The 26,092-nt window shown below is 73.2% G+C and carries 20 protein-coding genes and 1 pseudogene; 12 read left to right on the top strand and 9 right to left on the bottom strand.

All coding sequences use genetic code 11. The features are described 5' to 3' along the window. Positions 1-146: 146 nt before the first annotated feature. The 6 genes and pseudogenes from AC1DZC_RS13250 (at position 147) to AC1DZC_RS13225 (ending at position 6,679) form a co-directional block, all read left to right on the top strand. Positions 147-1,367 carry a low temperature requirement protein A gene (locus AC1DZC_RS13250; RefSeq protein ID WP_477038898.1) on the top strand — a complete coding sequence of 407 codons (1,221 nt, stop codon included), beginning with the start codon at positions 147-149 and terminating at the stop codon, positions 1,365-1,367. A gap of 388 nt (positions 1,368-1,755) precedes the next feature. Continuing rightward, a pseudogene (gene cysK, locus AC1DZC_RS13245) lies at positions 1,756-2,565 on the top strand (cysteine synthase A); the annotation flags it as partial. A gap of 45 nt (positions 2,566-2,610) precedes the next feature. Next, positions 2,611-3,195: a serine O-acetyltransferase EpsC gene (epsC, locus tag AC1DZC_RS13240; RefSeq protein ID WP_477038896.1), complete on the top strand. Its 585-nt coding sequence runs from the start codon at positions 2,611-2,613 to the stop codon at positions 3,193-3,195. Between the two features lie 81 nt (positions 3,196-3,276). Continuing rightward, positions 3,277-4,311: an LLM class F420-dependent oxidoreductase gene (locus AC1DZC_RS13235; RefSeq protein ID WP_477038895.1), complete on the top strand. Its 1,035-nt coding sequence runs from the start codon at positions 3,277-3,279 to the stop codon at positions 4,309-4,311. Positions 4,312-4,321: 10 nt separating this feature from the next. Next, positions 4,322-4,651: an MGMT family protein gene (locus AC1DZC_RS13230; protein ID WP_477043595.1), complete on the top strand. Its 330-nt coding sequence runs from the start codon at positions 4,322-4,324 to the stop codon at positions 4,649-4,651. Between the two features lie 99 nt (positions 4,652-4,750). Then, positions 4,751-6,679 (top strand): acyltransferase family protein, encoded by a 1,929-nt coding sequence (locus tag AC1DZC_RS13225; protein ID WP_477038893.1) that lies wholly within the window; start codon positions 4,751-4,753, stop codon positions 6,677-6,679. Positions 6,680-6,718: 39 nt separating this feature from the next. Here AC1DZC_RS13225 and AC1DZC_RS13220 read toward each other — a convergent pair whose 3' ends face one another. Next, positions 6,719-7,813, bottom strand: a complete 1,095-nt coding sequence (locus AC1DZC_RS13220) for a PP2C family protein-serine/threonine phosphatase (protein ID WP_477043594.1) — start codon at positions 7,811-7,813, stop codon at positions 6,719-6,721. A 77-nt stretch (positions 7,814-7,890) separates the two neighbouring features. On the opposite strand from AC1DZC_RS13220, the gene AC1DZC_RS13215 reads away from it, so the two are divergent. Then, a complete protein-coding gene (locus AC1DZC_RS13215) occupies positions 7,891-9,159 on the top strand; it encodes a GNAT family N-acetyltransferase (RefSeq protein WP_477043593.1) in 1,269 nt (422 codons plus the stop codon). Here AC1DZC_RS13215 and AC1DZC_RS13210 read toward each other — a convergent pair. Further along, positions 9,156-9,605 carry a ribose-5-phosphate isomerase gene (locus tag AC1DZC_RS13210; RefSeq protein ID WP_477043592.1) on the bottom strand — a complete coding sequence of 150 codons (450 nt, stop codon included), beginning with the start codon at positions 9,603-9,605 and terminating at the stop codon, positions 9,156-9,158. The genes AC1DZC_RS13215 and AC1DZC_RS13210 overlap by 4 nt on opposite strands. Before the next feature lie 105 nt (positions 9,606-9,710). On the opposite strand from AC1DZC_RS13210, the gene AC1DZC_RS13205 reads away from it, so the two are divergent. Continuing rightward, positions 9,711-11,699 (top strand): M13 family metallopeptidase, encoded by a 1,989-nt coding sequence (locus AC1DZC_RS13205; protein WP_477043591.1) that lies wholly within the window; start codon positions 9,711-9,713, stop codon positions 11,697-11,699. Between the two features lie 31 nt (positions 11,700-11,730). On the opposite strand, the gene AC1DZC_RS13200 is transcribed toward AC1DZC_RS13205, so the two are convergent. From AC1DZC_RS13200 to AC1DZC_RS13190, 3 genes are all read right to left on the bottom strand, one after another. After that, positions 11,731-12,255, bottom strand: coding sequence for a hypothetical protein (locus AC1DZC_RS13200; protein ID WP_477038888.1), 525 nt, complete (start codon positions 12,253-12,255; stop codon positions 11,731-11,733). 134 nt (positions 12,256-12,389) lie between these two features. After that, complete coding sequence (locus tag AC1DZC_RS13195) at positions 12,390-13,001, bottom strand: DsbA family oxidoreductase (RefSeq protein WP_477038887.1); 612 nt, start codon at positions 12,999-13,001, stop codon at positions 12,390-12,392. Positions 13,002-13,072: 71 nt separating this feature from the next. Next, entirely contained in the window at positions 13,073-14,626 is a 1,554-nt protein-coding gene (locus tag AC1DZC_RS13190) for a phytoene desaturase family protein (RefSeq protein ID WP_477043590.1), read from the bottom strand. A gap of 140 nt (positions 14,627-14,766) precedes the next feature. Between AC1DZC_RS13190 and pepN the strand changes: the two genes are divergently transcribed. Beyond that, entirely contained in the window at positions 14,767-17,361 is a 2,595-nt protein-coding gene (gene pepN / locus AC1DZC_RS13185) for an aminopeptidase N (protein ID WP_477043589.1), read from the top strand. A gap of 155 nt (positions 17,362-17,516) precedes the next feature. On the opposite strand, the gene AC1DZC_RS13180 is transcribed toward pepN, so the two are convergent. Next, positions 17,517-18,047 (bottom strand): AAA family ATPase, encoded by a 531-nt coding sequence (locus AC1DZC_RS13180; protein WP_477043588.1) that lies wholly within the window; start codon positions 18,045-18,047, stop codon positions 17,517-17,519. A gap of 4 nt (positions 18,048-18,051) precedes the next feature. Then, on the bottom strand, positions 18,052-20,181 hold the full coding sequence (gene malQ / locus AC1DZC_RS13175; protein ID WP_477038883.1) for a 4-alpha-glucanotransferase: 2,130 nt from the start codon (positions 20,179-20,181) through the stop codon (positions 18,052-18,054). 101 nt (positions 20,182-20,282) lie between these two features. Between malQ and AC1DZC_RS13170 the strand changes: the two genes are divergently transcribed. After that, positions 20,283-22,427 (top strand): prolyl oligopeptidase family serine peptidase, encoded by a 2,145-nt coding sequence (locus AC1DZC_RS13170; protein WP_477043587.1) that lies wholly within the window; start codon positions 20,283-20,285, stop codon positions 22,425-22,427. Continuing rightward, positions 22,424-23,491 carry a mechanosensitive ion channel family protein gene (locus AC1DZC_RS13165; protein ID WP_477043586.1) on the top strand — a complete coding sequence of 356 codons (1,068 nt, stop codon included), beginning with the start codon at positions 22,424-22,426 and terminating at the stop codon, positions 23,489-23,491. The genes AC1DZC_RS13170 and AC1DZC_RS13165 overlap by 4 nt, the downstream gene beginning before the upstream one ends. Before the next feature lie 4 nt (positions 23,492-23,495). On the opposite strand, the gene AC1DZC_RS13160 is transcribed toward AC1DZC_RS13165, so the two are convergent. Both AC1DZC_RS13160 and AC1DZC_RS13155 read right to left on the bottom strand, forming a co-directional pair. Further along, on the bottom strand, positions 23,496-23,957 hold the full coding sequence (locus AC1DZC_RS13160) for a PTS sugar transporter subunit IIA (RefSeq protein WP_477038880.1): 462 nt from the start codon (positions 23,955-23,957) through the stop codon (positions 23,496-23,498). A 23-nt stretch (positions 23,958-23,980) separates the two neighbouring features. Continuing rightward, entirely contained in the window at positions 23,981-24,211 is a 231-nt protein-coding gene (locus tag AC1DZC_RS13155; protein ID WP_477038879.1) for a PTS sugar transporter subunit IIB, read from the bottom strand. Positions 24,212-24,381: 170 nt separating this feature from the next. Between AC1DZC_RS13155 and ptsP the strand changes: the two genes are divergently transcribed. Further along, the gene (ptsP, locus tag AC1DZC_RS13150; protein WP_477043606.1) at positions 24,382-26,073 is read left to right on the top strand and encodes a phosphoenolpyruvate--protein phosphotransferase; all 1,692 of its coding nucleotides are present in this window, start codon (positions 24,382-24,384) and stop codon (positions 26,071-26,073) included. Positions 26,074-26,092 lie beyond the last annotated feature (19 nt).

Here is a 26,092-nt window from a genome sequence, read left to right as displayed (position 1 = left end):
GCCGTGCAGACCGAAACTGCAGACCGAAGATCGGCCTTCCAGAAGAGTACACGACAACAAGTTAACTGTCCAGAACAGGTGTGCGAACCCCGCCCTCCACGACCACGTTCCGGGCATCGCCCCCGACCCCTCGCCATACTGGCGACATGTCAGCGACCGAGGCGCCGTCGGACGTCGCGGAGCACGCCTCCGAGCGGCACGCGACCTGGAAGGAGCTGTTCTTCGACCTGGTCGTCGTCGCGGGCATCGGCCAGCTGGCGCACCTCGTCCACGCGGACTCCGGGAGCCACAACCTCGGCCTGTACGCGGTCCTCTTCCTCGCGTTCTGGATCACGTGGGCGGGCTTCGCGGTCTACGGCGACATCGCCGGCGACGACGCCCGCCTCCCGGTCCTGCTCGTCGCGATGGTCGGCCTGGCGGTCATGGCCGCTTCCGTGGGCGAGATCCGCGGGACGCACGCCAACGCGTTCGTCGTCTCCTACGTCGTGCTGCGCTGGTTCGCGGCGAGCGTCTGGCAGCGGGGCAAGGTCGTGCTCGACTGGCCGCTGGCCCAGCAAGGGTTCGGCGCGGTCCCGTGGATCGTGTCGCTGTGGGTGGCCGCGCCCGGCAGGTACTGGCTCTGGGCGCTCGGGATCGCGATCGACCTCGTCGCCCTCCTGGCCAACTCGGCCGAACGAACGCTGCGCGAGGCGCAGGAGCGGCTCGAGCACATGCGGCGGTCGGGGCGCGGCCGTCGTGGGGAGTCCGACCTCGTCCTCGAGAGCGCCCGCACGGACGACGCTCACCTGGGCGAGCGGCTCGGACTGTTCGTCATCATCGTGCTCGGCGAGGGAGTCATCCAGATCATCGACGCCGCCGCGGACCAGGAGGTGTGGGACCGCAGCACCGCCCTGACCGCCCTGGGCTCGTTCGCGGTGCTGGCCCTGGTGTGGGCGGTCGGCCTGCAGTACGGGACCGCCGGGATCCCGAACCTGCGGCCGGGGGCGATCGCCCCACGCTTCGTCCTGCTGCTGCACGCCCTGCTGACCGGCACCCTCGCGGCGCTCGCTGCCGGGCTCGGCCTCGCGGTCGAGCACCACGGCGAGACGCTGCCCGCGAGCACCCGCGTCCTGATCTGCTCGGCCGTGGCCGTCTACTGCGCCATCGGGGTCGTCACCGCCCTGCTCGTCGGGACGACCTGGCGCTGGCTGCTCGCCTGGGGACTGCCCAGCGTCGTGGTGCCGGCCCTGCTCGCGGTGTTCGGCACGGACCTGCGCGTGGGCCTCCTGGTCTGGCTCCTGGCAGCCGTGCTCTTCTGGCTGGTGCTGCACAGTCCGGGCCGCCCGACGGGTCCCGCACGCCACGCCGGCGCGCCCGCGGCGGGATGACCGTCCGCCTGGTGGGGCACCTTTGCGCTGGCTGGGACGTTGGCGCTAGCGTCAACCCGACTGCGGTCCCGGTCTTCCGGCGGCCGCCCACCGACCGGTCCCGACCGGTCCGGTACAGGAGGATGCGATGCGCGTGCACACTGCCGCTCCCGCCTCCCTCCCGCGCGCCTGCGCGCCCACCTGTTGTCGCTGTCTGTAGAGCGCTGGCCGGTCCTTCGCGCGAGGATGCCCTGACCAGGGCGTGCCTCACGCGCCAGCGCTCGCCCCAGGGTCAGCGACGGACGCCCGCCGTTCACGCTCCTTGCACGACCCGGGACACCCGGTGTCCCGGCGCAGTTCGTCTGTCCCCCACCCGTCGCGTCTGCGGCGGCTCGACCGAAGAGGAACCATGGCACGCATCTACGACGACGCGACGGCGCTCATCGGCAACACCCCGCTGGTCCGCATCAACAAGATCACCGACGGTGCCCCCGCGACCGTCGTCGGCAAGCTCGAGTTCTACAACCCCGCCAACTCGGTCAAGGACCGCATCGGCGTCGCGATCATCGACGCGGCCGAGGCGTCCGGAGACCTCCTGCCCGGCGGCACCATCGTCGAGGCCACGTCGGGCAACACGGGCATCGCGCTCGCGTTCGTCGGCGCCGCCCGCGGCTACAACGTCGTCCTGACGATGCCGGAGACGATGTCCAAGGAGCGTCGCGCCCTGCTGCGCGCGTTCGGCGCCGAGCTCATCCTCACGCCGGGCTCCGAGGGCATGAAGGGCGCGGTCAACCGCGCCGACGAGATCGTCGCCGAGCGGGAGGGTGCCATCCTGGCCCGCCAGTTCGCCAACGAGGCCAACCCCGCGATCCACCGCAAGACCACGGCCGAGGAGATCTGGGCCGACACGGACGGCAAGATCGACATCTTCGTCGCCGGCATCGGCACGGGCGGCACGATCACGGGCGTCGGCCAGGTGCTCAAGGAGCGCAACCCCAACATCAAGATCGTCGGCGTCGAGCCGGCCGAGTCGCCGATCCTCAACGGCGGCGCCCCCGGCCCGCACAAGATCCAGGGCATCGGCGCCAACTTCGTCCCGGAGATCCTCGACACGAGCATCTACGACGAGATCATCGACGTCGACGCCGAGACGGCCGTCAAGGTCGCCCGCCGCGCCGCCGCCGAGGAGGGCCTGCTGGTCGGCGCCTGCACCGGCGCTCCGCCCCGACCGTCCCCCTCCCACACCACAGGACGAAGCCTCCCGATGTCCGCACCGCTGCACTTCCTCGCGACGCTCCAGGAAGACCTGGACGCCGCCCGCAACCGCGACCCCGCGGCACGTTCCCTCGCCGAGGTGGCCCTGGGCTACCCGGGTGTGCACGCCGTGTGGGTGTACCGCCTGGCGCACCGGATGTGGCAGCGCCCCGGCCTGCAGCTGCCGGCACGGCTGATCTCCCAGCTCGCCCGGGCGTTCACGGGCATCGAGATCCACCCGGGCGCCCGTCTGGGCCGCCGCCTGTTCATCGACCACGGCATGGGCGTCGTCATCGGTGAGACCGCCGAGGTCGGCGACGACGTGGTGCTCTTCCACGGGTCGACGCTGGGCGGCAAGTCCATGCGCCACGGCAAGCGTCACCCCACCGTGGGCGACGGGGTTGTCGTCGGCGCGGGCGCCAAGATCCTCGGTCCGGTCTGGATCGGGGCCGGTGCGCAGATCGGCGCCAACGCGGTCGTCATCCACGACGTCCCCGCAGGTGCGATCGCCGTCGGGGTGCCGGCGCAGATCCGCCAGCGGCCCGCCGCCGCCCCGTTCGACGCCGAGATCGACGACCCGGCGATCTACATCTGAGCCTCGCCGCGCTAAAACGTACTGACGAGTAACCTGGCGCTCGCAGCGTCGACGACGACGCCAGGACACGGAGGATCTGCGATGCGGCTGGGCTACCACACGGGCTACTGGTCGGCCGGTCCCCCACCCGGGGCGCAGGAGGCGGTGCTCGGGGCAGAGCAGCTCGGCTTCGACTCCGTCTGGACCGCCGAGGCGTACGGGTCGGACGCCTTCACGCCGCTGGCCTGGTGGGGCTCGCGCACGTCGCGCATCCGCCTGGGCACCGCGATCGCCCAGATCTCGGCCCGCACCCCGACCGCGACGGCGATGGCCGCCCTGACGCTCGACCACCTCTCGGGCGGCCGCTTCGTGCTCGGCCTCGGGGCGTCCGGCCCGCAGGTGGTCGAGGGCTGGTACGGCCAGCCCTACCCGAAGCCGCTGGCGCGCACGCGCGAGTTCGTGGCGATCGTGCGGCAGGTCCTCGCGCGCGAGGCGCCCGTGACATTCGACGGCCAGTTCTACCGCCTCCCCCTCCCGGCCGACGAGGGCGCCGGCCTGGGCAAGGCGCTGCGCTCGACGGTGCACCCGCTGCGGGCCGACCTGCCGATCCACCTGGCCGCCGAGGGTCCCCGCAACATCGCGATGACCGCCGAGATCGCCGACGGCTGGCTGCCGCTGTTCTACTCCCCGCGCATGGACGGTTCGTACCGCGACCTGCTCGACGAGGGGTTCGGCAAGCGCGAGCGGCCGGCGGAGGGTTTCGAGGTCGTCGCGACCGTGCCCGTCGTGCTCGGCGACGACGTCGAGTCCGCGGCCGACTCGGTGCGACCGTTCATCGCGCTGTACGCGGGCGGCATGGGCGCCAAGGGGGCCAACTTCCACCGCGACGTGCTCGACCGACTCGGGTACGCCGAGGCGTGCGACGAGATCCAGGCGCACTACCTGGCCGGTGACCGCGCCCGCGCGACGGCCGCCGTGCCGATCGAGCTGGTCCGCGACATCGCCCTGGTGGGCACTGCCGACGACATCCGTGCACAGCTGCCTGCCTGGGAGGCGACGGCGATCACGACGATGCTCGTCCAGGCCGACCCGCGCACGCTGCCCGCGGTCGCCGCCGTGCTGGCGCCGCAGGCCTGAGACGGACCCGGTGGACGACGACTACGCGGAGGCCGTGCTCGACCTCGTCGCCCAGATCCCGCCGGGCCGCGCGATGACGTACGGGCTGATCGCCGAGATCGTCGGGGACCGGTTCGAGGCGGTCGAGGGCCAGCGCCGCGGCGGGCCCCGGCAGGTGGGCAACGTGCTCGCGCACACCGGCTCGGACGTGCCGTGGTGGCGGGTGGTCAACACGGTCGGCCGGCCGCCCGAGCGGCTTCTGCAGCGCGCGCTCGACGAGCTCCGCGCCGAGCGGACGCCGCTGTCCGCGGACGGCACGCGCGTCGCCCTGCGAGCCGCGATCTGGTTTCCCGACGACTGAGCGTGTCACGTCGGGAGGACCCCGGAACCCGACGTAGCCTGGCTCCGCGCGAACGGCCGTGACCCGGCCCGTGCAGGTACAGCTGGGAGATCCATGGCAATGACCGGGCAGAGCGCGACGCTCGAACGTCCCGCCCCCGTCGCTGTCCAGACCCCCACGCGGATGCCGCACCTGAGGGGTCTCGACGGGATCCGCGCCCTGGCCGTCACGGGGGTGGTGATCTATCACCTCGGTGCGCCGTGGATGCGCGGCGGCTTCCTGGGCGTCGACGTCTTCTTCGTCCTGTCGGGCTTCCTGATCACCACGCTGGTCCTCGACGAGGTCGAGCGCACCGGTCGCTTCTCGTTCCGGCACTTCTACGCGCGACGCGCCCGACGGCTGCTGCCCGCCCTGGGGCTGCTGCTGCTGGCCATGGGTGGCATCGGGCTCGTCCTGCACAGCGAGGCGGGCGAGCTGCGGGGGGACATCGTCGCCGCCGCGGGCTACGTCTCGAACTGGTGGCAGATCGCCGCCGACCGCTCGTACTTCGAGCTCGTCAGCCGACCGCCCCTCTTGCAGCACCTGTGGTCGCTGGCCATCGAGGAGCAGTTCTACCTGGTGTTCCCGCTGGTCGCGCTGCTCGCGATCCGGTGGGGCCGCGCCCGTGTGGGCCAGCTGGCCGCGCTGCTCGCGGTCGCGTCGACCGTCGCGATGGCGGTCCTCGCGATCCGCACGTCGAGCCCGGTCCCCCACGACCCGAGCCGCGTCTACTTCGGCACGGACACCCACTCGATGGGGCTGCTCGTGGGCGCGGCGATGGCGTCGGTCTGGATGCCCTGGCGCACGTGGCAGCGGGCCGGCTCGTGGGCGCACGAGCGCGGACAGGCGGTGCGGCGGTTCGAGGCCGGCGTCACCGACGTCCTGGGCGTGCTCGCCCTGCTCGCGGTGGTCGCCGCGTTCGTCTGGGTCGACGAGTACAGCGCGGCGCTGTACCGCGGCGGGTTCCTCGCGTTCTCGGTGCTCGCGGCGATCCTCGTCGGTGCGGTCGCGGACCCGGCCGGGCTCCTCGGGCGACAGCTGGGCCGCCAGCCGCTGCGCTGGGTCGGTGAGCGGTCCTACGGGATCTATCTGTGGCACTGGCCGGTGTTCGTGCTCAGCCGGCCGGGCATCGACGTCGAGACGTCGCCGTGGCTCGCGACCCCGGCCCGGATCGCACTCGTGCTGCTGCTCGCCGAGGTGTCCTACCGGTACGTCGAGATGCCGATCCGCCGCGGGGCACTGAGCCGCGCCTGGGTCGCCGCGCGGCGGGGCAGCGGGCGGCGCCGGTCCACGTTCGCGGTCGGTGCGGCGTCCACGGCGTTCGTCGTCGTCGCGGTGACCGTCGGTGTCGCCCTCGCGCAGGTGCCCAGCGCGACGGCCGCGGGCCGGACCGTGCAGCCCGGCGTCCCGGCGGCCCTCAACCTGACGCCGAGCCCGACCCCGAGCGCCTCCACCGACTCCTCGTCGCCCCTGGTCGACCCGCGGCCGCACATGACCGCCACGATGCCGCCGCCCCCGGCGCCCGCACCCCCGGCCCCGCCGCCCGACCCGATCGGCGGCGCCTCCGCGTTCGGGGACTCCGTGATGCTCGGCGCCGCCGCAGAGCTCAACGCGCGGGGCATCGCCGTCGACGCGGCCGAGTCGCGGCAGTTCGGGGTCATGGTGGACCTGGTGCTCGCGTCCGCGGCCGCCGGGACGCTCGGGCACACGGTGATCGTGCACGGGGGGACGAACGGCCCGATCGACGAGGCGGCGTTGCGGCGCCTGCTCGACAGCACGCGCGACCGCCGCGTGTACCTGCTCAACGTCCACGTCCCGCGCACCTGGGAGGGGTTCAACGACGACCTGCTCAGCCGGGTGGGCGCCGAGTACCCGAACGTCCACGTCCTCGACTGGGCGGCCGTCGCCGCGGCGAACCGCCCCTGGCTCTACACCGACGACATCCACCTGCGGCCCGGCAGCGGACGCGACGGGTACGCCGACTGGGTCCTGGCGTCGATCCAGCCCTAGCCGGCCGGGCCCGTCCGGCCCTTCCTGGCCCGGTCGGGATCAGTCCCGGCGGATCAGCACCACGGCGCGGTCGTCGTCGTCGCGCGCTCGGACCCCCGCCAGGACCTGAGAGGCCCGTCCACCGCCCGGCGAGAGCACCCGGTCCGCGACGCCCATGAGGCGGTCGATGCCCTGGTCGAGGTCCCCTGCGGCACCGCCCTCGATCACGCCGTCCGTGTAGAGCATGAGGACGTCGCCGCGTTCCAGTCGGCCCGCCCGCGCCTCGCAGACGAAGTCCGCGACGACGCCGAGCGCGGGGCTGCCGATCGTGTCGACGAGCTCGAGCCGCCCCGAGCCCGCGTGCCGCTGGACGGCGGGCGGGTGGCCGGCCGACGAGACCCAGTAGTCGCCGCTCGGCAGGTCCACGGCGACGTGGATCGCGGTGGCGAAGCCCTCCTCCCAGTCCTGGTCGAGCAGGTACCCGTTGGCGGCACCGAGGAACTCCTCGCGCGGGAGCGCGCCGAGCAGGCCGCCGAACGCGCCGGACAGCTGGAGGGACCGGACGCCCGCGCCCAGGCCCTTGCCGGACACGTCGACCAGGACGAGCTCGAGGTACTTCCCGCCGTCCCGGCTGCCCGCGACCATGAAGTCGCCGGAGAACCCGTCCGCGTGCGCAGACCGGATCACGCTGTCGACCTGCCAGCCCTCGGGCAGCCGTGGCACCCGGCCGTGAGCCGCGAGGCGGTCGCGCAGGTCGACGAGCATGAGGTCCCCGGGAGCACCCTGCAGGCCCAGGCGCTCGCGCTCGCGCGCGAACGCGATGGTCGCGACGACGAACACGGAGATCACGACGACGATCCCCGGGATGGCGGTCGGCGAGTCCACCCACCACAGCCACCATGTCGCGGCGAGGACGAACGCGCCCAGGACGACGAGGCCGGGGACGAGCAGGAGGAACACCGCGACCAGCTCGAGGAGCAGGAACGCTGACGGCGGGACCCAGGCGGGGAACAGGCGCACGCCCGCGAGGATCAGCGCGCCGATCCCGACCATCGCCGCCGTCAGCGAGGTCTGGGACCGCAGGCCCCACCGGCGCAGGACGAGCGTGGCACGCGTGAGCAGCCCCCGCTCCGGTTCCCACGCGAGTATCCCCACGTCATGAGCGTATCCGGCGACTCGAGCGCTCGGATATGGAGGTGCCACGAGGGCCTCGACCTGGGCACGATGGGTCCATGAGCCCACTACCTGCCGGTTACCGGATCGTCGACGTCGCCGAGTCTCGCAAGGACGAGTTCCTCGAGGTGGACAAGCTCGCCTTCGCGTTCGACAGCACGCCCGAAACCGACGCGCTCGTGCCGGTCACGCTCACCTGGGACCGCACGGTCGGGGTCGAGTCGCCCGACGGCGCGCTCGCCTCGGTGCACGCGTCGTTCGAGTTCCAGCTCCCCGTGCCCGGCACGACGATCGCGTGCTCCGGCCTGACGTGGGTGGGCGCCCGTCCGGACCAGCGCCGGCGCGGCCTTCTTCACGCGATGATCGACACCCACTTCGAGCGCTCCCTGGGTCGGGGCGAGCCCGTCTCCGCGCTCTTCGCCGCCGAGCACGCGATCTACGGCCGGTTCGGGTACGGGTCGGCGTGCGACGACGTGCGCCTCAAGGTGCCCCGCGGCGCCGCGCTGCGCGACGTGCCGGGCTCGGAGGCGCTGACCGTCCGGTTCGACACGGTCGACGTCGACCGGCACACCCCGGTCGTCGACGCCGTCCATCGGGCCGCCGGCACCGGACGACCGGGCTGGATCACGCGCGACACCCCCGAGCACCAGAAGCGCGCGCTGGCCGACCCGCCGGCCTGGCGCGAGGGCGGCGAGCCGCTGCGCATCGTCACCGTGCTCGACGAGGACGGGGCGGCCCGCGCGTACGCCACCTTCCGCCGCAAGGAGAACTGGACGGACGGCGGTCCGGCCGGCACCGTCCGGATCCGCGAGGCGGCCGCCGTCGACGCCGCCGCGGCCCATCGCCTGTGGTCGTTCCTGCTCGACCTCGACCTCATGGCGAACGTCGAGAGCCCGATGCTGCCCGCCGACGACCCGCTGCTGCTGCTGCTCGTCGACCAGCGCGGTGCCCGGCCCCGGCTGACCGACAACGTCTGGGTCCGGCTGCTCGACCTGCCGGTCGCGCTCGCGGGCCGCCGCTACAGCGCTCCCCTGGACGTGGTCCTCGAGGTCACGGACACGCGCCTGCCCGCGAACGCCGGTCGGTGGCGACTGACCACCGGCGAGCGCGGGGCGGACGGCACGTGGTCGGCCACGGTGACCAGGACCGACGACGACGCCGACCTGGCGCTCGACGTGCGCGAGCTGGGTGCCGCCTACCTCGGCGGGCGCTCGGTCGTGGCCCAGGCGGGGGCGGGCCTCGTCGTGGAGCGGACGGCCGGTGCGCTGCAGACGACCGGCGCGGCGTTCGCGTGGCCCGTCGCGGCGGTGTGCAGCTGGGTGTTCTAGCGGGTCTGCTCGTAGGCCGTCAGCAGGTCGATGCGGCGCTGGTGCCGCTCGCCCTGGCTGAACGGCTCGGCGACGAACGCGTCCACGAACGAGAGCGCCTCCTCGACGGTGTGCTGACGCGCACCGACGGAGACGACGTTCGCGTCGTTGTGCTGACGCGCCAGCCTGGCCGTGTCCAGGTTCCACGCCAGCGCCGCGCGCACGCCGTTCACCTTGTTCGCGGCGATCTGCTCGCCGTTGCCGGAGCCGCCGATGACGACGCCGAGCGAGCCGGCATCCGCGACGACCGCCTCGCCCGCCTCGATGCAGAACGGCGGGTAGTCGTCGAGCTCGTCGTAGGTGTGCGCCCCGTGGTCCACCACGTCGTGGCCGGCGGCTCGCAGGTGCTCGGCCACCGCCACCCGCAGCTCGTAGCCGGCGTGGTCGGAGGCGACATGGATCCGCATGGCCACATCCTGCCGTACCCGGCCGGGTGACCGCGTTCGCGTTCAGCAGATCGCGAAGTCCGCGTCCAGCCTGGCGGCGTCGGCGCCGGTCCGTACGCTGTCTTCATGACGCGCAGTGGCATCGACCTGACCGCACTCGACCCCGACGTCCGTCCCCAGGACGACCTCTACGCCCACGTGAACGGCCTGTGGGCCGCGAGCCACGAGATCCCCGCGGACCGCGCGATGGACGGCTCGTTCCGCGCCCTGCACGACCAGGCCGAAGAGCAGGTCCGGGACATCATCACCGACGCCGGGGCGGCTGCCGCCGACGGGACCTCGACCGACCCGGTCGAGGCCAAGGTGGGCGGCCTGTACGCCAGCTTCATGGACACCGACACGATCGCCGCGCGCGGGCTGGACCCGCTGCGCGTGGACCTCGCGCTCATCGAGGGCGCGACGTCCCAGGCCGAGCTGACCGGCGTCCTCGGCGCGCTGCAGCGCACGGGCGGCGCCGGCGGCGTGGAGTTCGGCGTCGACAACGACTCCAAGGAGCCGACGCGATACGTCGTGCTCCTGGCCCAGGGCGGGCTCGGGCTCCCCGACGAGTCGTACTACCGCGACGAGCAGTACGCGAGCGTGCTCGCTGCCTACCGCCCGCACGTCGCGACGATGCTCCGGCTCGGCGGGGTCGCGACCGACGAGGACGCCGCGGACGAGCTCGCCGGCCGCGTCGTCGGGCTCGAGACGAAGCTCGCCGCCGCGCACTGGGACGTGGTCAAGGACCGCGACGCGGACCTCACCTACAACGCGATGACGCTCACCGAGCTGGTCGAGCGGGCGCCCGGCTTCGACTGGAGCTCCTGGGTGCTCGCACTGGGTGCCCCCGCCGGCGCGTTCGACCGGCTCGTCGTGCGCGAGCCCTCGTTCGCCGAGGCGTTCGCCCAGCTGTGGCAGTCCGAGCCGCTCGAGGACTGGCAGGCCTGGCTCTCGTTCCACCTGGTCAGCAGCCGTGCGTCGTACCTGACGGACGACCTCGTCGACGCGAACTTCGACTTCTACGGCCGGACCCTGACCGGCGCGCAGGAGCTGCGGGACCGGTGGAAGCGCGGGGTCTCCGTGGTCCAGGGCGTGCTCGGCGAGGCGGTCGGCAAGGTCTACGTCGAGCGGCACTTCCCGCCCAGCCACAAGGCGCGCATGGAGGAGCTCGTCGGCCACCTCGTCGAGGCGTACCGCGAGTCGATCACCGAGCTGGACTGGATGGGCGAGGACACCCGCGCCAAGGCGCTGGCCAAGCTCGACTCCTTCACCCCCAAGATCGGCTACCCCGTCCGCTGGCGCGACTACAGCGCGCTCGTGGTGGAGCCGGACGACCTCGTCGGCAACATCAAGCGAGCGCACGCAGCCGAGCAGGATCGTGAGCTGGCCAAGATCGGCAAGCCGATCGACCGCGACGAGTGGTTCATGACGCCGCAGACCGTGAACGCCTACTACAACCCCGGAATGAACGAGATCGTCTTCCCGGCCGCGATCCTGCAGCCGCCCTTCTTCGACGCCGACGCCGACCCCGCGGTCAACTACGGCGGCATCGGGGCGGTCATCGGCCACGAGATCGGTCACGGGTTCGACGACCAGGGCTCCAAGTTCGACGGCGACGGCCTCCTCGAGGACTGGTGGACCGCCGACGACCGGGCCGAGTTCGAGACCCGCACCAAGGCGCTCATCGACCAGTACTCCGCGTTCTCGCCCCAGCAGCTCGGCGGGAGCCACCACGTCAACGGTGAGCTCACGATCGGGGAGAACATCGGCGACCTGGGCGGCCTGTCCATCGCCCTGAAGGCCTACCGGATCGCCCTCGGCACGCCGCTGTCGGAGGCGCCCGTGATCGACGGGCTGACGGGGGTGCAGCGCGTGCTGCTCGGCTGGGCGCAGGTCTGGCAGGCCAAGGGTCGCGACGAGGAGATCATCCGCCGCCTCGCGATGGACCCGCACTCCCCGAACGAGTTCCGCTGCAACGGCGTGGTCAGCAACGTCGACGAGTTCTACGACGCGTTCGACGTCCAGCCGGGCGACGCCCTGTACCTCGCTCCTGAGGACCGCGTGCGGATCTGGTGAGCGTCGGTCCCCTGGGTCGTCGACCGACGGCTCAGGGGATCTCGCTCCAGCTGGCGCGCGCCAGCTTGAAGCCGACGTCGTCGCCGTCGACGCACTGGACACCGTCCTCGCCGCTCGCGCAGGTGTAGTCGCCGACGGTGGTGGACTGCCCGTACGCGAGCACGGGCACGTCGTCGCCGGCGGCCGCGGGCGGCGGGCCGCTCACGCACGAGAAGGCGACGCCGTCGGCGTTGAGCACCAGCACGTGGCCCGTCACCTCGGTGCACCCCGCGACGACCGGCGGCGCGTACGTGTAGCTCGCGATCGTGCAGGTCACCCCGTCGACCGACATGGTGCAGGCGATGTTGCCGCTCGGCATCGCGAACTGCGTGACCTCGGTCGAGGGTGCGGACGCGCTGCCGGACGGCTTCGTCGACGCGCTCGTCGCGGCCGGGGTGCCCGCGGTGTCGTCGGCTCCTCCGCCGCCGTCGCCCCGGCTGAGCGCGATGCCGACCAGCAGCACCACGAGCAGGACGTCCACGACGACGAAGACGATGATCAGCGTGCGCCGGGACATGTCACCTCCGCGGGCCGCGAGCGACCCGATCGACTGCAAGACCGGCGTCCAGGATCACACGGGAGCAACCGGACAGGCGAACTCGGGGGTCACGGCAGGAGGGCACCACGGGTGGGTGCCCTCCCCGCCGGAGGTCAGAACGAGGGGCTGGCGGTCCGCGAGCGCTTGAGCTCGTAGAAGCCGGGCACGCTGGTCATGAGGGCGAGCCCGTCGAAGAGCCGGCCGGCCGCGTCGCCCGTGGGCGCGGGCGTGACGACGGGTCCGAAGAACCCGATGCCGTCGATGGCCACGACGGGCGTGCCGACGTCCTCGCCGACGAGCGAGATGCCCTCGTTGTGGGACTCGCGCAGCAGGGCGTCGACCTCGTCGGTGCCGGCGACGTCGGCCAGCGACGCAGGCAGACCGACCTCGGCGAGCGACTCGGTGATGATGCCGTCCCAGTCGTCGCGACCGCCCGGGTGGCGACGGGTGCCCATGGCGTCGTACAGCGGCTTGATGACCTCGTCGCCGTGGTCGCGGGCCGCGGCGATGATCACGCGCACCGGTCCCCAGCCCTCGTCCAGGAGCTCGCGGTAGCGCTGCGGCAGGTCCGGCTTCTTCTCGTTGAGCACGGAGAGGCTCATGACGTGCCAGCGGACCTCGACGTCACGGATCGCGCTCACCTCGTCCATCCATCGTGAGGTCATCCACGCCCAGGGGCAGAGGGGGTCGAACCAGAAGTCGACGACCGGGCGCGAGCTGCTCACAGGGGTTCTCCAGAGGGTTGACGGACGGTGCCGTTCGTCGACAACGACCGATGCCCCGGGAAACTTCCCGATCAGGTGCGCGAGACCACGACCAGCGCGGCGGCCCGCCCGGGGATCGCGCTGACTCCCCCACCGCGGCGAGCGCCGGCCCCGGCCAGCAGCACCCGCGGGTGCTGCGTCTCGACGCCCCAGCCGCCCACCTCGTCGTCTCGCTCGGCCCACGGCCACGACAGGTCGCGATGGAAGATGTGCCCGCCGGGCAGCGCGACGTCCGCCTCCAGGTCGACGGGGCTGCGGACCTCGAGGCACGGGTTGCCGTCGGCGTCGGGCAGGAGGCAGTCCTCGATCGGGTCGGCGAGCACGCTGTTCATCGACGCGAGCGTGGCCGCGAGCGCCGCCGCCCGGGCCGCGTCGGGGTCGTCCACGAACAGGCGGGCCGGCATGTGCAGGCCGAAGGCGGTGAGGGTGTGGGCGCCGCTCGCGCGCAGCTCCGGGCCGAGGATCGAGCCGTCGGTCAGGGAGTGGCAGTAGGTCTCGACGGGCGGGAGGGTGGGGATGCGTCCGGCAGTTGCCTCCGCGTGCGCCCGCTCGAGCTGGGTCGCGGTCTCGTTGACGTGGAACGTGCCCGCGAACGCCAGCGCGGGGTCCATGCCGGAGCGCAGGCGCGGCAGCCGGCTCAGCACCATGTTGACCTTGAGCTGCGACCCCTCCGGCGCGGGTTCGGTGGGGTCGTCGCCCAGCAGCCGGTCGAGCACGCGGGGAGCGCACGCGGCGAGCACGAACCGGGCGCCGGCGTGGTGCTCGTACCCGTCGTCGTCGGTCCACGTGACCTCGGCGGGCTGGTTGCTGCTGCCGGGGTCGACGTGCGTCACGGTGGCGCGGGTGCGCAGGTCGGCGCGCCACGACCGCGCCGCCTCCTCGAGCGCCGCCTCGACCGCGCCCATGCCGCCGACGGGCACGTCCCAGTCCCCGGTCCCGCCGCCGACCACGTGGTACAGGAAGCACCGGTTCGCGGGACCGGCCTGCCGGGTCGAGGCGAACGTGCCGATCAGCGCGTCGGTGAGCACCACGCCGCGCACGAGGTCGTCGCGGAACGTCGCGTCGACGACGTCGCCGATCGGGTTCTCGACGAGGTCGCGCCAGTCGGCCTCCCCGAGCAGCGAGCGCGCGTCGGCGCTCGACAGCAGGGGCTCGGTCATCGTCGGGAAGAGCCGGGCGGCGAGGGCCCCGGTCCGCTCTCCGAACGCCCGCCACGCGTCGAGGTCCCCTGCCGCGCCGACGGACGCGAACGAGGCGGCGGTGGACGAGGCGTCGCCGGTGTCCACGAGCAGCCCTCGGGTCGGGTCGTCCGGGACGGGCGTGTACGAGGAGTACCGACGTCTGCGCAGCTCGACGGACAGCCCGAGCTCGGTCAGCACCCGGTGCGGCAGGAGCGAGACGAGGTAGGAGTAGCGCGACACCCGAGCATCGACCCCGGGGAACACCCGCTCGGACCGGGTGGCGCCGCCGAGGTGCTCGCCGCGCTCGAGCACGAGGACAGTGAGGCCCACGCGGGCCAGGTACGCGGCGGCGGTGAGCCCGTTGTGGCCACCGCCGACCACGATCGCGTCGTAGGTGCCGTCCACGCGACGACAGTAGGCCGAGCGTCCAGGAGGCACGGCCAGGCTCGCCCGTGCGTGCGATGATCGAGCGGCCTTTCGACCGTCTGGCCCGCACACACCTGCGGCGCCGACAGCTGCTGATCCACGACCCAAGGAGAGTCTGCGTGCCTGGAGAGAACCTCACCCGAGCCGAGGCGCGCGAGCGTGCAGCCGTCGTGCGGACCGAGTCGTACGAGGTCGCGCTCGACCTCACGACAGGTCCGACGACCTTCACCTCCCGCACCGTGGCCCGGTTCGCCGCCACCCCTGGGGCGAGCACGTTCATCGACCTGATCGCGCCCACCGTGCACGAGGTCACGCTCAACGGGCGCGCGCTCGACGTCGACGCCGTCGTCGCCGACTCCCGGATCGCGTTGACCGACCTCGCCGAGAGCAACGAGCTCGTCGTCGTCGCGGACGCCGCGTACATGAACACCGGCGAGGGCCTGCACCGCTTCGTCGACCCGGTGGACGACGAGGTCTACCTCTACTCCCAGTTCGAGGTGGCCGACTCGCGGCGCGTGTTCGCCGTGTTCGAGCAGCCCGACCTCAAGGCGACGTTCGCGTTCACCGTGACCGCGCCGGCGCACTGGACCGTGGTGTCCAACTACCCGCAGGTCGGCGCGCCCGTCGCCGTCGCGGACGGCACCAACAAGAACGGCGGCGTCGACGAGGGCACCGCGACCTGGACCTTCGAGCCGACACCCCGGATCGCGTCCTACATCACCGCGATCATCGCCGGGCCGTACCACGGCGAGCACCAGGAGCTGACGAGCTCCGACGGCCGCACCGTCCCGCTCGGCGTCTACTGCCGCGGGTCGCTGGCCGAGCACCTCGACACCGACAACATCCTCGACGTCACGCGCCGCGGGTTCGAGTTCTACGAGCGCACGTTCGGCGTCCCGTACCCGTTCGCCAAGTACGACCAGCTCTTCGTCCCGGAGTTCAACGCGGGTGCCATGGAGAACGCGGGCGCGGTGACGTTCCTCGAGTCGTACGTGTTCCGCTCCAAGGTCCCCGAGGCGACCATCGAGCGCCGCGCGGTGACGATCCTGCACGAGCTGGCGCACATGTGGTTCGGCGACCTGGTGACCATGCGCTGGTGGGACGACCTGTGGCTCAACGAGTCGTTCGCCGAGTACGCGTCCACGCTCGCCGCCGCGGACGCCACGCAGTGGACCAGCGCCTGGACCACGTTCTCGTCGCTCGAGAAGAACTGGGCCTACCGCCAGGACCAGCTCCCCTCGACGCACCCGATCGTCGCCGACATGCGTGACCTCGAGGACGTCGAGGTCAACTTCGACGGCATCACCTACGCCAAGGGCGCGAGCGTGCTCAAGCAGCTGGTCTCCTGGGTGGGCCAGGACGAGTTCTTCGCCGGCGTGCGCGCCTACTTCGCCAAGCATGCGTGGGGCAACACCGAGCTCAAGGACCTGCTCGCCGAGCTCGAGACGACCAGCGGTCGCGACCTGTCCGCCTGGTCGTCGCTGTGGCTCGAGAAGGCCGGCGTCACGCTGCTGCGCCCGGAGATCACGGTCGACGACGCCGGCGTCATCACATCCTTCGCGGTCCTGCAGGAGGTTCCCGACGCGTACCCGGTGCAGCGCCCGCACCGTCTGGCCGTCGGCGGGTACGACGTCGACGCCGCCACCGGCCGGCTCGTCCGCACGGCGCACGTCGAGCTCGACGTCGACGGCGCGCGGACCGAGGTGCCCGCGCTCGTCGGCGTGCCGCGCCCGGCGCTGATCCTGGTGAACGACGACGACCTCGCCTACGCCAAGATCCGCCTGGACCCGCAGTCGCTGGCCGCCGCGATCGAGCACCTGGGCAAGTTCGACGACTCGCTGCCCCGCACGCTCGTGTGGACCGCCGCCTGGGACGCCACGCGAGACGGCGAGACCCCCGCGCGCGAGTTCGTGCACCTGGTCCTGGGCAACCTGGCGGCCGAGACGGACTCGTCGGTCCTCCTGGTCCTGCTGCGCCAGCTGTCGACGACGCTCGACCTGTTCGTCGCGCCCGAGCACCGGCAGACGTCCGACCCCGCCGCCGCCGACGCCCTGCTCGGCCTGGCGCGGGCGGCCACGGCTGGGTCGGACACCCAGCTGCAGCTGGTCAAGGCGTTCGCGGGTCGTGCCGCCACCGCCGGTCAGCTGGACGCCGTGCGCGACCTGCTGGACGGGCACACGACGCTCGAGGGTCTCTCGATCGACACCGACCTGCGCTGGGAGCTGCTGACCTCGCTGGTCGCCGGTGGACGTGCCGGCGAGCCGGACATCGCCGCACAGCTCGCGGCCGACCCCACCGCCACCGGACAGCGCGCCGCCGCCGCCGCCCGGGCAGCCGTGCCGACCGCGGAGGCGAAGCAGAGCGCCTGGGCCTCGGTGTTCGACGGGGACCTGCCGAACGCCATCCAGGCCGCGACGATCGCCGGCTTCGGCCGCGTGCACGACATCGGCCGGCTGCTGCCCTTCGTCGCGCCGTACTTCGAGGGTCTCGAGCAGGTCTGGGAGGCCAAGACGAGCGAGATGGCGCAGAACATCGTCGTCGGCCTCTACCCGACCGACCTGGCCGGCGACACCCGCGTGGACGTCCTCGGCCTGACCGACGAGTGGCTCGACGCGCACCCGGACGCCCCGCCGGCCCTGCGCCGGCTGGTCCTGGAGTCCCGCGACGGCGTCCGTCGTGCCCTCCTGGCCCAGGACACCGACCGCCGCGGCTGACCCGCGTACGAGCGGCCCCGCACACCGTGCGTGCGGGGCCGTTCGCGTCTGAGTGGCCAGCCGCCGACGGAGGGTCCGAACGCCCACGGAGCGTGGTGCAACGGCCTCCGCCGGTGGTTCCGACGCTCCGTCGGCGGTGCTGCCGGGTGCCGAGATCAGCGGCCGGTGGCGGCCAGCCAGCGGTCCGCCTCGCGCGGGGAGCGCAGACGGACCACCGGGACAGCGGACTCGCGCTGCACGGCCTCGTAGCGTGCCCGGTTGCCCGCGTGCGACGTCCACGCCCAGAGCACGATGTTCTGCTCGCGGTCCGCCCGGACCAGGTTGGCCAGGTTCTCGCGGTTGCCGTGCCACAGCTCGGTGCGGCGCAGCCCCCGCGACAGCGTGCGACGCACGACCCGGCTCATCACGACCCGGCGCGGATAGTCGAGCCAGACGATCGCGTCGGCGTCGTCGTCGAGCAGGCCGTCGAGCCGCGTGGCCCAGTTCCCGTCGGCCACCCAGCCGTGCGACCCGGCGACGAACGCCCGGATGAGGGCGTGCGCCTCGTCGAGGTCGCGGAAGGTCCAGCCGGCGTCCCAGAAGACCTCGTCCAGCTCGAGGTGCGGGACGTCGAGCGCCGCGGCGAGCCGCCGCGCGAACGTCGTCTTGCCCGAGCCGGACGTGCCGACGACACGGATCCGGCGCACCGGCTCAGCCGTTGAGGACGGCCGCCAGCGAGCGCAGCCGGGCGTTCGTGAACAGGTCGTCGACCAGCACGACCTGGCCCGAGCTGTCCGCGAGCGGCACCTTCCAGTTCGGGTACTCCTGGTCCGTCCCGGGCTGGTTCTGCGCGCGGCGCTCCCCCACGGCGTCGGCCAGCGAGACCCCGACCAGCACGGACGGCGTGGCCAGCACGTACATGTGCAGGGCCTCGATGATCTCCCGCTCGGAGGGGTCGTCGCCCAGCAGGCCGCGCTCGCGGAGCACGCCGAGCATCTGGTCGCGCTCGGCGATCGCTGCCGCCCGGACCACCGCGACCGGCTCGGTGAGCAGCCCGAGCCGCTCCCGGATCGCGACGTGCTCGCCGGCCAGGTAGCCCGCGCTCGGCGGCAGGTCGTGGGTGGTCACGGTCGCCAGGACGAGCGGACGGTAGTGCTCGGGCGGCAGCGGGGCGCCGTGCATGTCCCGCTCGAACCACAGCACGCTGGTGCCCAGGATCCCGCGGTCGGAGAGGTAGTCGCGGACCCACGGCTCGACGACTCCCAGGTCCTCGCCGATCACGACCGCGCCCGCGCGGTGCGCCTCGAGGGCCAGGATCCCGACGAGCGCCTCGTGGTCGTACCGGACGTAGGCACCGTCTCCGGAGTCGGCGCCCTCGGGGATCCACCACAGCCGGAAGAGACCGATCACGTGGTCGATGCGGATGGCACCGGCGTGCCGCAGGACCGTGCGGAGCATGTCCCGGTACGGCCGGTACGCCGCGCGGGCGAGCGCGTCCGGGCGCCACGGTGGCTGCGACCAGTTCTGGCCCTGCTGGTTGTACATGTCGGGCGGTGCGCCCACGGTCGCTCCGCGGGCGAGCACGTCGCCCAGCGCCCACACGTCGGCGCCCTCGGGGTGCACGCCGACCGCGAGGTCGTGCATGATCCCGAGCGCCATGCCCCCGTCGAGCGCCGCGCGCTGGGCGTCGGCGAGCTGCTCGTCGGCCTGCCACTGCAGCCACATGTGGAACTCGACGCGGTCGGCGAGCTCTGTGCGCGCCTCCGCGACGAACACCGACGACGGGTCGCGCGCCCCGACAGGCCACTCATGGCCCTCGTACCGCTCGGCCAGCGCGCACCAGAGCGCGAAGCTCTCCAGCCCGGCGCCCTCCTGCTCGACGTAGCTGTCGAACGCCGCCTGCCGCGCGGCGGAGCGCGGCTGGGCGAACACCACCTCGAGGGCGGCGCGCTTGGCGGTCCAGGCGGCGTCCCGGTCGATGGGGCCGGCGTCGCGGTCGGTCGCCAGGACGGGCTCGGCGGCCCATTCGACGAGCGTGCGGTCCGCCGCCGAGAGGTAGCCCGCCTCCCGCACGTCCTCGACCCGGATGTAGAGCGGGTTCACGAACCGGCGCGTGGTCGGCAGGTACGGCGACGGCGTCATCGGCACGGTCGGCTCGGCCGCGTGCAGCGGGTTGATGAGGAGGAAGTCCGCGCCGAGCTCACGCCCGGCCAGCCAGCCGATCTCGGCGAGGTCGGCCAGGTCCCCGACGCCCCAGGAGGCGTTCGAGCGGACCGAGTAGAGCTGGGCCATCAGGCCCCAGGACCGGTGCCGGCGGATCGAGTCGGGCACGTCGAGGTGCGTGGGCGTCACCACCAGCGGGCTGTGCGCCTCGGCCGACGGCCCGGTCGCGACGATCTCGTGCCAGCCCAGCGGCAGGTCGTCGGGAAGCGTGAACGTGGCGCGCCCGACCAGGCGGCCGTCGACCGTCCGCGGTGCGACGGACACGTCGGCCTGCGCGACCTCGCGGCGGCCGCCGCCGACCTCGGGGTCCAGCTCGACCCACACCTCGACCGGGTCACCATGGTTGACGTGCACGGGGACGTGGGCGTGCCGGCCCTCCCGGACCACGAGCACGGGCGGCAGGACGCGGCGCCACGGCATGTCCTCGACGTGCGCGATAGCCAGGTCGATCCGCTCGGGCGACGACGCGTCGACCCCGAGGGCGCCGAGCACGCCCTGCAGCGTCGCGGTGCTGGCACGACGGTTCTGGCCGTGGAAGTCCCAGTGGTCGGGCACCACCCCGTAGGCCGCGGCCAGGCGTAGCAGGGCGTCGGACGCAGGTACCGGGTCGTCGGCCACGGACCGATCCTGCCAGAGCCCTACGCGCACACGCAGGACGTATGCAGCCGGGTGCGTCACAAAGGACCCGTTCACCAGCAGCCGTCGTAACCTTGCGGACCATGACGGCACCTGCTTTGCGTCCCTACCCGCCGGCCACGAGGCTCGATCTGGTCGACGACCTGCACGGCCACCCGGTGGCCGACCCGTACCGGTGGCTCGAGGACGAGACCTCCGACGAGACGCAGGCGTGGTCGGCGGCGCAGGACGAGCTCTACCAGGGCTACCGCGCCGGGCTGCCCACCGACGGCCCCCTGTCCGCCGACGCGCTCGGGGCCCGCCTGCGCGAGCTGCTCGGCGCGGGGTTCGTCAGCCCGCCCGCGTGGCGCGGCGACCGGCGGTTCTTCTCGCGGCGCTCGGGCGACCAGGAGCACGCCGTGGTGGTCGTCGCGGAGGGTGACGACGAGCGCGTCCTGCTGGACCCGATGCTGGTCGACCCCGAGGGCACGACCACCCTGGACTCGTGGCAGCCGTCGAAGGAGGGCCACCTGGTGGCCTACCAGATGTCGACCGGCGGCACCGAGGAGAGCGTCCTGCGCGTCCTCGACGTGGCGACCGGCGACGTCGTCGACGGCCCGATCGACCGTGCCCGCTACTCCCCGGTGGCCTGGCTGCCGGGCGGCGAGGCGTTCTTCTACGTGCGCCGCCTGGCTCCCGAGCTGCTCCCGGCCGACGAGGCCCAGTACCACCGCCGGGTCTGGCTGCACCGGGTGGGCACGCCGGCGGAGCAGGACGTCGAGGTGTTCGGCGACGGCCTCGACCACACCAACTACTACGGCGCCTCGGTGTCGCGCGACGGCCGCTGGCTGATCGTCTCGGCGTCCGCGGGCACCGCCCCGCGCACCGACGTGTGGATCGCGGACCTGTCGACGTCGCCCCTGGACGCGCCGGCGTTCGTCGACGTCGCGGTCGGCCTGGACGCGGAGACCGGTGCCTGGGTGGCCCGAGACGGCCGGCTCTACGTGCACACCAACCTCGACGCACCGCGCGGACGTCTCGCGGTCACCGACCCGACGAGGCCCGGGGTCGAGCACTGGACGACGCTGCTCGCCGAGGACCCGACCGCGGTCCTGGAGGACGTCGCGTTCGCGGACGGCGGCGGGGACGACCGGACACCGACCGCCCTGCTCGCCTCGTGGCGCCGGCACGCCGTCTCCGAGGTGTCCGTGCACGACCCGGCCAGCGGCGAGCTGCTGGACACCGTCCCGCTGCCGGGGCTCGGGTCGATCTCGGGCCTGGTCACGCGGCCCGAGGGCGGTCAGGACGTCTGGTTCTCCTACGCGGACCACACCTCCCCGTCGAGCGTCCACGTGCTCGATGCCGCCACGCGGCGCACGACCCTGTGGGCGGCTCCTCCCGGGCTCGTCGCCGACCTGCCGGACGTCGTCGCGCAGCAGATCGACGTGGTCAGCAAGGACGGCACGGTCGTGCGCGCGTTCGTCGTCGCCCTCGAGGACTCCCTCGACGCGACCGGTGTGCCGACGAAGCCCGCCCCCACGATCCTGTACGGCTACGGCGGCTTCCAGATCTCGCTCGACCCCGCCTACTCCGCGTCGACGCTCGCGTGGGTCGAGGCCGGCGGCGTCTACGTCGTCGCCAACCTGCGCGGCGGTGGCGAGGAGGGTGAGCAGTGGCACCGCGACGGCATGCGGGGCAACAAGCAGAACGTGTACGACGACTTCCACGCCGTCGGTGAGCACCTCGTCGCTAACGGTTGGACGACGCCCGAGCAGCTCGCGTGCTGGGGCGGGTCGAACGGCGGCCTGCTGGTCGGCGCCGCGGTGACCCAGCGACCCGATCTCTTCGCCGCGGCGGTGTGCTCGGCCCCCCTGCTCGACATGGTCCGCTACCAGCTGTTCGGCCTGGGCGTCACGTGGACCGAGGAGTACGGCGACGCCGACGACCCGACCGAGCTCGGCTGGCTGCTCGGGTACTCGCCGTACCACCGGGTGGTCGACGGCACCGACTACCCGGCCACGCTGTTCACCGTGTTCGAGGGCGACACGCGCGTCGACCCGCTGCACGCGCGCAAGCTGGCGGCGGCGCTCCAGGCGGCGACCAGCGGCGACGCGACGACCCGGCCAATCCTGCTGCGCCGCGAGACCGGCGTCGGGCACGGCGGCCGGTCGTTGTCCCGCAGCATCGGGCTGTCGGTGGAGCAGCTGCAGTTCGCCGCAGACCGCACGGGCCTGTGGGTCCGCGCGTGATCACCGCGGACCCGTCCCCGAGCCCCACCTCGCTGATCGACTCCAGCAAGGCACCGCAGACCTGGCAGGAGTGGTTCGTCGGCATCCCCCTGCGCATCATCCTCATCGTCGGCATCAGCTCGATCGCGCTGTGGCTGATCCGCCGCTCGATCCGTGGGATCACCAACCGCGTAGCCGACGGCACGCCGTGGCTGGAGCGGGGCATGCTCAAGCCGCTCGGCGACAGCGCGGTCGGCGCCGTGCTCGACAAGGCCAACCCGCTGGCCAATGCGCGGCGGGCCCAGCGCGCCCGCACGATCGGCTCGGTGCTGCGCTCGACCGCCACGATCGTCGTCGGCGGCACCGCGTTCTTCATGATCCTGGACGCGCTGGGCATCAGCCTCGCGCCGTTCATCGCCTCGGTCGGCGTCATCGGGGTTGCGCTCGGCTTCGGCGCGCAGAGCCTGGTGAAGGACTTCCTCACCGGCCTGTTCATGCTCCTCGAGGACCAGTACGGCGTCGGCGACGTCATCGACGTGGGACCGGCCAACGGCACCGTCGAGGCCGTCACGCTGCGCATCACCAAGATCCGCGACGCCGACGGCACCCTCTGGTACGTCCCGAACGGCACGATGCTGCGGGTGGGCAACAAGACGCAGGGCTGGGCGACGGCGGTCGTCGAGATCGACGTCGACTACTTCGCCGACCTCGACCAGGTCCGGTCCCTGCTGGCGGAGGCCGCGGCTCGCGTCGCGGCCGACCCCGTGACCGGCTCGCACATCCTCGGCGAGCCGACGATCACCGGGATCGAGAAGCTCAGCGCCGACGCCGTCACGCTGCGCCTCAAGGTCAAGACGTCGCCCGCGCAGCAGTGGGAGGTCGCCCGCGAGCTGCGGATCGCGGCCCGCCAGGTGCTGGAGCAGGCGGACGTGCCGCTGGCCGGCCAGCGGGACCTGATGGCGACGCACCGGGCGCTCGTGGCCGAGCGCGACGACGTCCCCGATCCCCACGACACGCCGCTGGACGACATGGTCAACGAGCGCGACGCTCGCAGGGCGGCCTCGTCGGCCCCGTCGGAGGACTGAGGGCTCAGGCCCAGTCGAGCAGCGGGTCCCCGGCGCGCACGGTGCCGCCCTCGGGCACCAGGACGGTCAGCAGGTCCGGGTCGGCCTGCAGGGCGACGACCGGGCAGATGGTGGCCAGCTCGGCGGCGTGCACGTCGACCGGCGACCACGTGATCAGGTGGTCGCCCGCGCGCACGGTCTGGCCGCCCTCGACGTGCAGCGTGAACCCGGAGCCGGCGAGGCCGACCGTGTCGATGCCGAGGTGGACCAGGACGGTGCGCCCCTCGTCCAGCTCGAGCGCGAACGCGTGCGGGTGCAGCGCGCCGATCACGCCGTCGGCCGGGGCGACGACGGTCTGGGTCTGGGTGCGCAGCGGCTCGATCGCCAGACCGGGACCGACCATGCCCTCCGCGAACACCGGGTCGGGCACGGCGGTGACCGGCAGCACGACGCCGGTCAGGGGGCTGACGAGCCGCAGCGTAGCCATCGTCGGGGATACCCGACCGTGGGTCAGCGCAGGGAGTCGAGCTCGGCGGCGAGGTTGTCGGCCTCCGGGCCGACGATCACCTGGACGATGCGGCCCGAGCGCACGACACCGAACGCGCCGCTGGCCTTGAGCGCGCCCTCGTCGACGAGGTGCGCGTCAGTGACCTCGACGCGCAGGCGGGTGATGCAGGGCTCGAGGTCCAGGACGTTCGAGTTACCACCCAGCGCTGCGAGGATCTGCTCTGCCTTGCTCATGGAACTCCTCAGCTCGCGGGCGCGTGCCATTACGCGCGCGACGCCAAGACTAACCCCGCCCACGCGCGACCACGGCCGAAGGGCCCTGGACGGCGCGGCCCGCTGGCGTTCAGGGTCGTGGAAGCCGCACACTGCGTCAGGACGACGAGGAGGTCACGCCGGTGAGTGCCGTGCACGCTGAACACCCCACGGTCATCACCGGCATCGGGGTGAGCCCCGGGCGCGTGGTCGCGCCCGCCGTCCTGATGCCGGACCCGGTCGCCGAGCCACCGTCGGGTCGGCGCCTTCCGCCCGGCACCGACTACGCGGCCGAGGCGACCCGCATCAGCGCCGCGTCCGAGGTGGTGCGCGCCGCGCTCGACGCCGCCGCCGACCTCGCCGAGGGCGAGAGCGCCGACCTGCTGCACGCGACCGCGGCCATCGCGGCCGACCCGAGCCTCGTCGAGGACGCCGAGCAGCGCGTCGTCAACGACCGGCTGGTGCCGGAGCGTGCCGTGTGGGAGGCCGCCGAGGCGGTCGCCGAGCAGTTCGAGGCGCTCGGTGGCTACTTCGCCGAGCGGACGCAGGACATCGCCGACGTCCGCGACCGGCTCGTCGCACACCTGACCGGGCGTCCGGCGCCCGGTGTGCCCGCGCACGAGGAGCCATTCGTGCTCGTCGCGGCCGACCTCGCCCCGGCGATCGTCGCGACCCTGGACACCGCGCGCGTGCTGGCGATCGTGACCGGGACGGGCGGTCCCACGTCGCACACCGCGATCCTGGCCCGCGCCCGCGGCATCCCGACGGTCGTCGCCGCCAGGGGCGCCGAGGCCGTGGTGCACGCCGAGGGCCTCGTGCTCGTCGACGGGTCCGCGGGCACCGTCACCGTCGACCCCACCGACGAGCAGGTCCGCGCCGCGCGAGCGCTCGGCACGCAGGTCCGCACGTTCGACGGCCACGGCCGGACGTCCGACGGGCACGCCGTGGCGCTGCTGGCCAACGTGGGCGACCCGTCCGACGCCGAGCCGGCCGCGGCCGCGGGCGCCGAGGGCGTGGGACTGTTCCGCACCGAGTTCGGGTTCCTCGGTCGCACCGAGGCCCCGACGATCGAGGAGCAGGTCACCGCCTACCGTCGCGTCCTGGCCGCGTTCCCCGGCCGCAAGGTCGTCGTCCGCACGCTCGACGCGGGTGCCGACAAGCCGCTGCCGTTCCTCACCGACGAGCCGGAGGTCAACCCCGCGCTCGGCGTGCGCGGCCTGCGCACCGCGGTGCGGCACCCCGAGGTGCTCGAGGACCAGCTCACGGCGATCGCCCGCGCAGCCGAGTCCGAGCAGGCCGACGTCTGGGTCATGGCCCCGATGGTGTCGACGGTCGACGAGGCCGAGCAGTTCGTCGCGTCCTGCGCCAAGCACGGGCTCGACGTGGCCGGCGTGATGATCGAGGTCCCGAGCGCGGCCCTGCTGTCCGGGCCGATCCTGGCCCACGCGGCGTTCGCGAGCATCGGCACCAACGACCTCACGCAGTACACGATGGCGGCCGACCGGCTCCTGGGCGCGGTCGCCGAGCTCTCCGACCCGTGGCAGCCCGCCGTGCTGCACCTCGTCGCGACGGCCTGTGCCGGTGGCGCGCAGCAGGGTCGCCCGGTCGGCGTCTGCGGCGAGGCGGCGGCCAGCCCGGCGCTCGCCGCGGTGCTCGTCGGGCTCGGGGTGTCGTCGCTGTCGATGACACCGCGCGCCCTGCCCGACGTCGCCGCGCTGCTCGCCGCCACGTCGCTCGACGAGTGCCGACGACTCGCACAGCTCGCACTCTCCGCCTCGACCGCGGCCGACGCGCGAGCCGTCGTGCGTGCGCAGCTGCCCGTCCTGGAGGACCTGGGCCTGTAACCCAGCATGTGAGGATGGG

It is taken from the genome of Cellulomonas sp. P2_B4 (assembly GCF_056404795.1).
This window is presented reverse-complemented; position numbering and strand designations above follow the sequence as displayed.

Bases quoted from the DNA above. Each gene is read 5' to 3' on its own strand.
- AC1DZC_RS13205 (WP_477043591.1), top strand. From the start codon at position 9,711: ATGACGCGCAGTGGCATCGACCTGACCGCACTCGACCCCGACGTCCGT.
- AC1DZC_RS13250 (WP_477038898.1), top strand. From the start codon at position 147: ATGTCAGCGACCGAGGCGCCGTCGGACGTCGCGGAGCACGCCTCCGAG.
- AC1DZC_RS13160 (WP_477038880.1), bottom strand. From the start codon at position 23,957: ATGGCTACGCTGCGGCTCGTCAGCCCCCTGACCGGCGTCGTGCTGCCG.
- AC1DZC_RS13155 (WP_477038879.1), bottom strand. From the start codon at position 24,211: ATGAGCAAGGCAGAGCAGATCCTCGCAGCGCTGGGTGGTAACTCGAAC.
- AC1DZC_RS13170 (WP_477043587.1), top strand. From the start codon at position 20,283: ATGACGGCACCTGCTTTGCGTCCCTACCCGCCGGCCACGAGGCTCGAT.
- AC1DZC_RS13200 (WP_477038888.1), bottom strand. From the start codon at position 12,255: ATGTCCCGGCGCACGCTGATCATCGTCTTCGTCGTCGTGGACGTCCTG.
- AC1DZC_RS13235 (WP_477038895.1), top strand. From the start codon at position 3,277: ATGCGGCTGGGCTACCACACGGGCTACTGGTCGGCCGGTCCCCCACCC.
- epsC (WP_477038896.1), top strand. From the start codon at position 2,611: ATGTCCGCACCGCTGCACTTCCTCGCGACGCTCCAGGAAGACCTGGAC.
- AC1DZC_RS13225 (WP_477038893.1), top strand. From the start codon at position 4,751: ATGACCGGGCAGAGCGCGACGCTCGAACGTCCCGCCCCCGTCGCTGTC.
- AC1DZC_RS13215 (WP_477043593.1), top strand. From the start codon at position 7,891: ATGAGCCCACTACCTGCCGGTTACCGGATCGTCGACGTCGCCGAGTCT.
- AC1DZC_RS13210 (WP_477043592.1), bottom strand. From the start codon at position 9,605: ATGCGGATCCATGTCGCCTCCGACCACGCCGGCTACGAGCTGCGGGTG.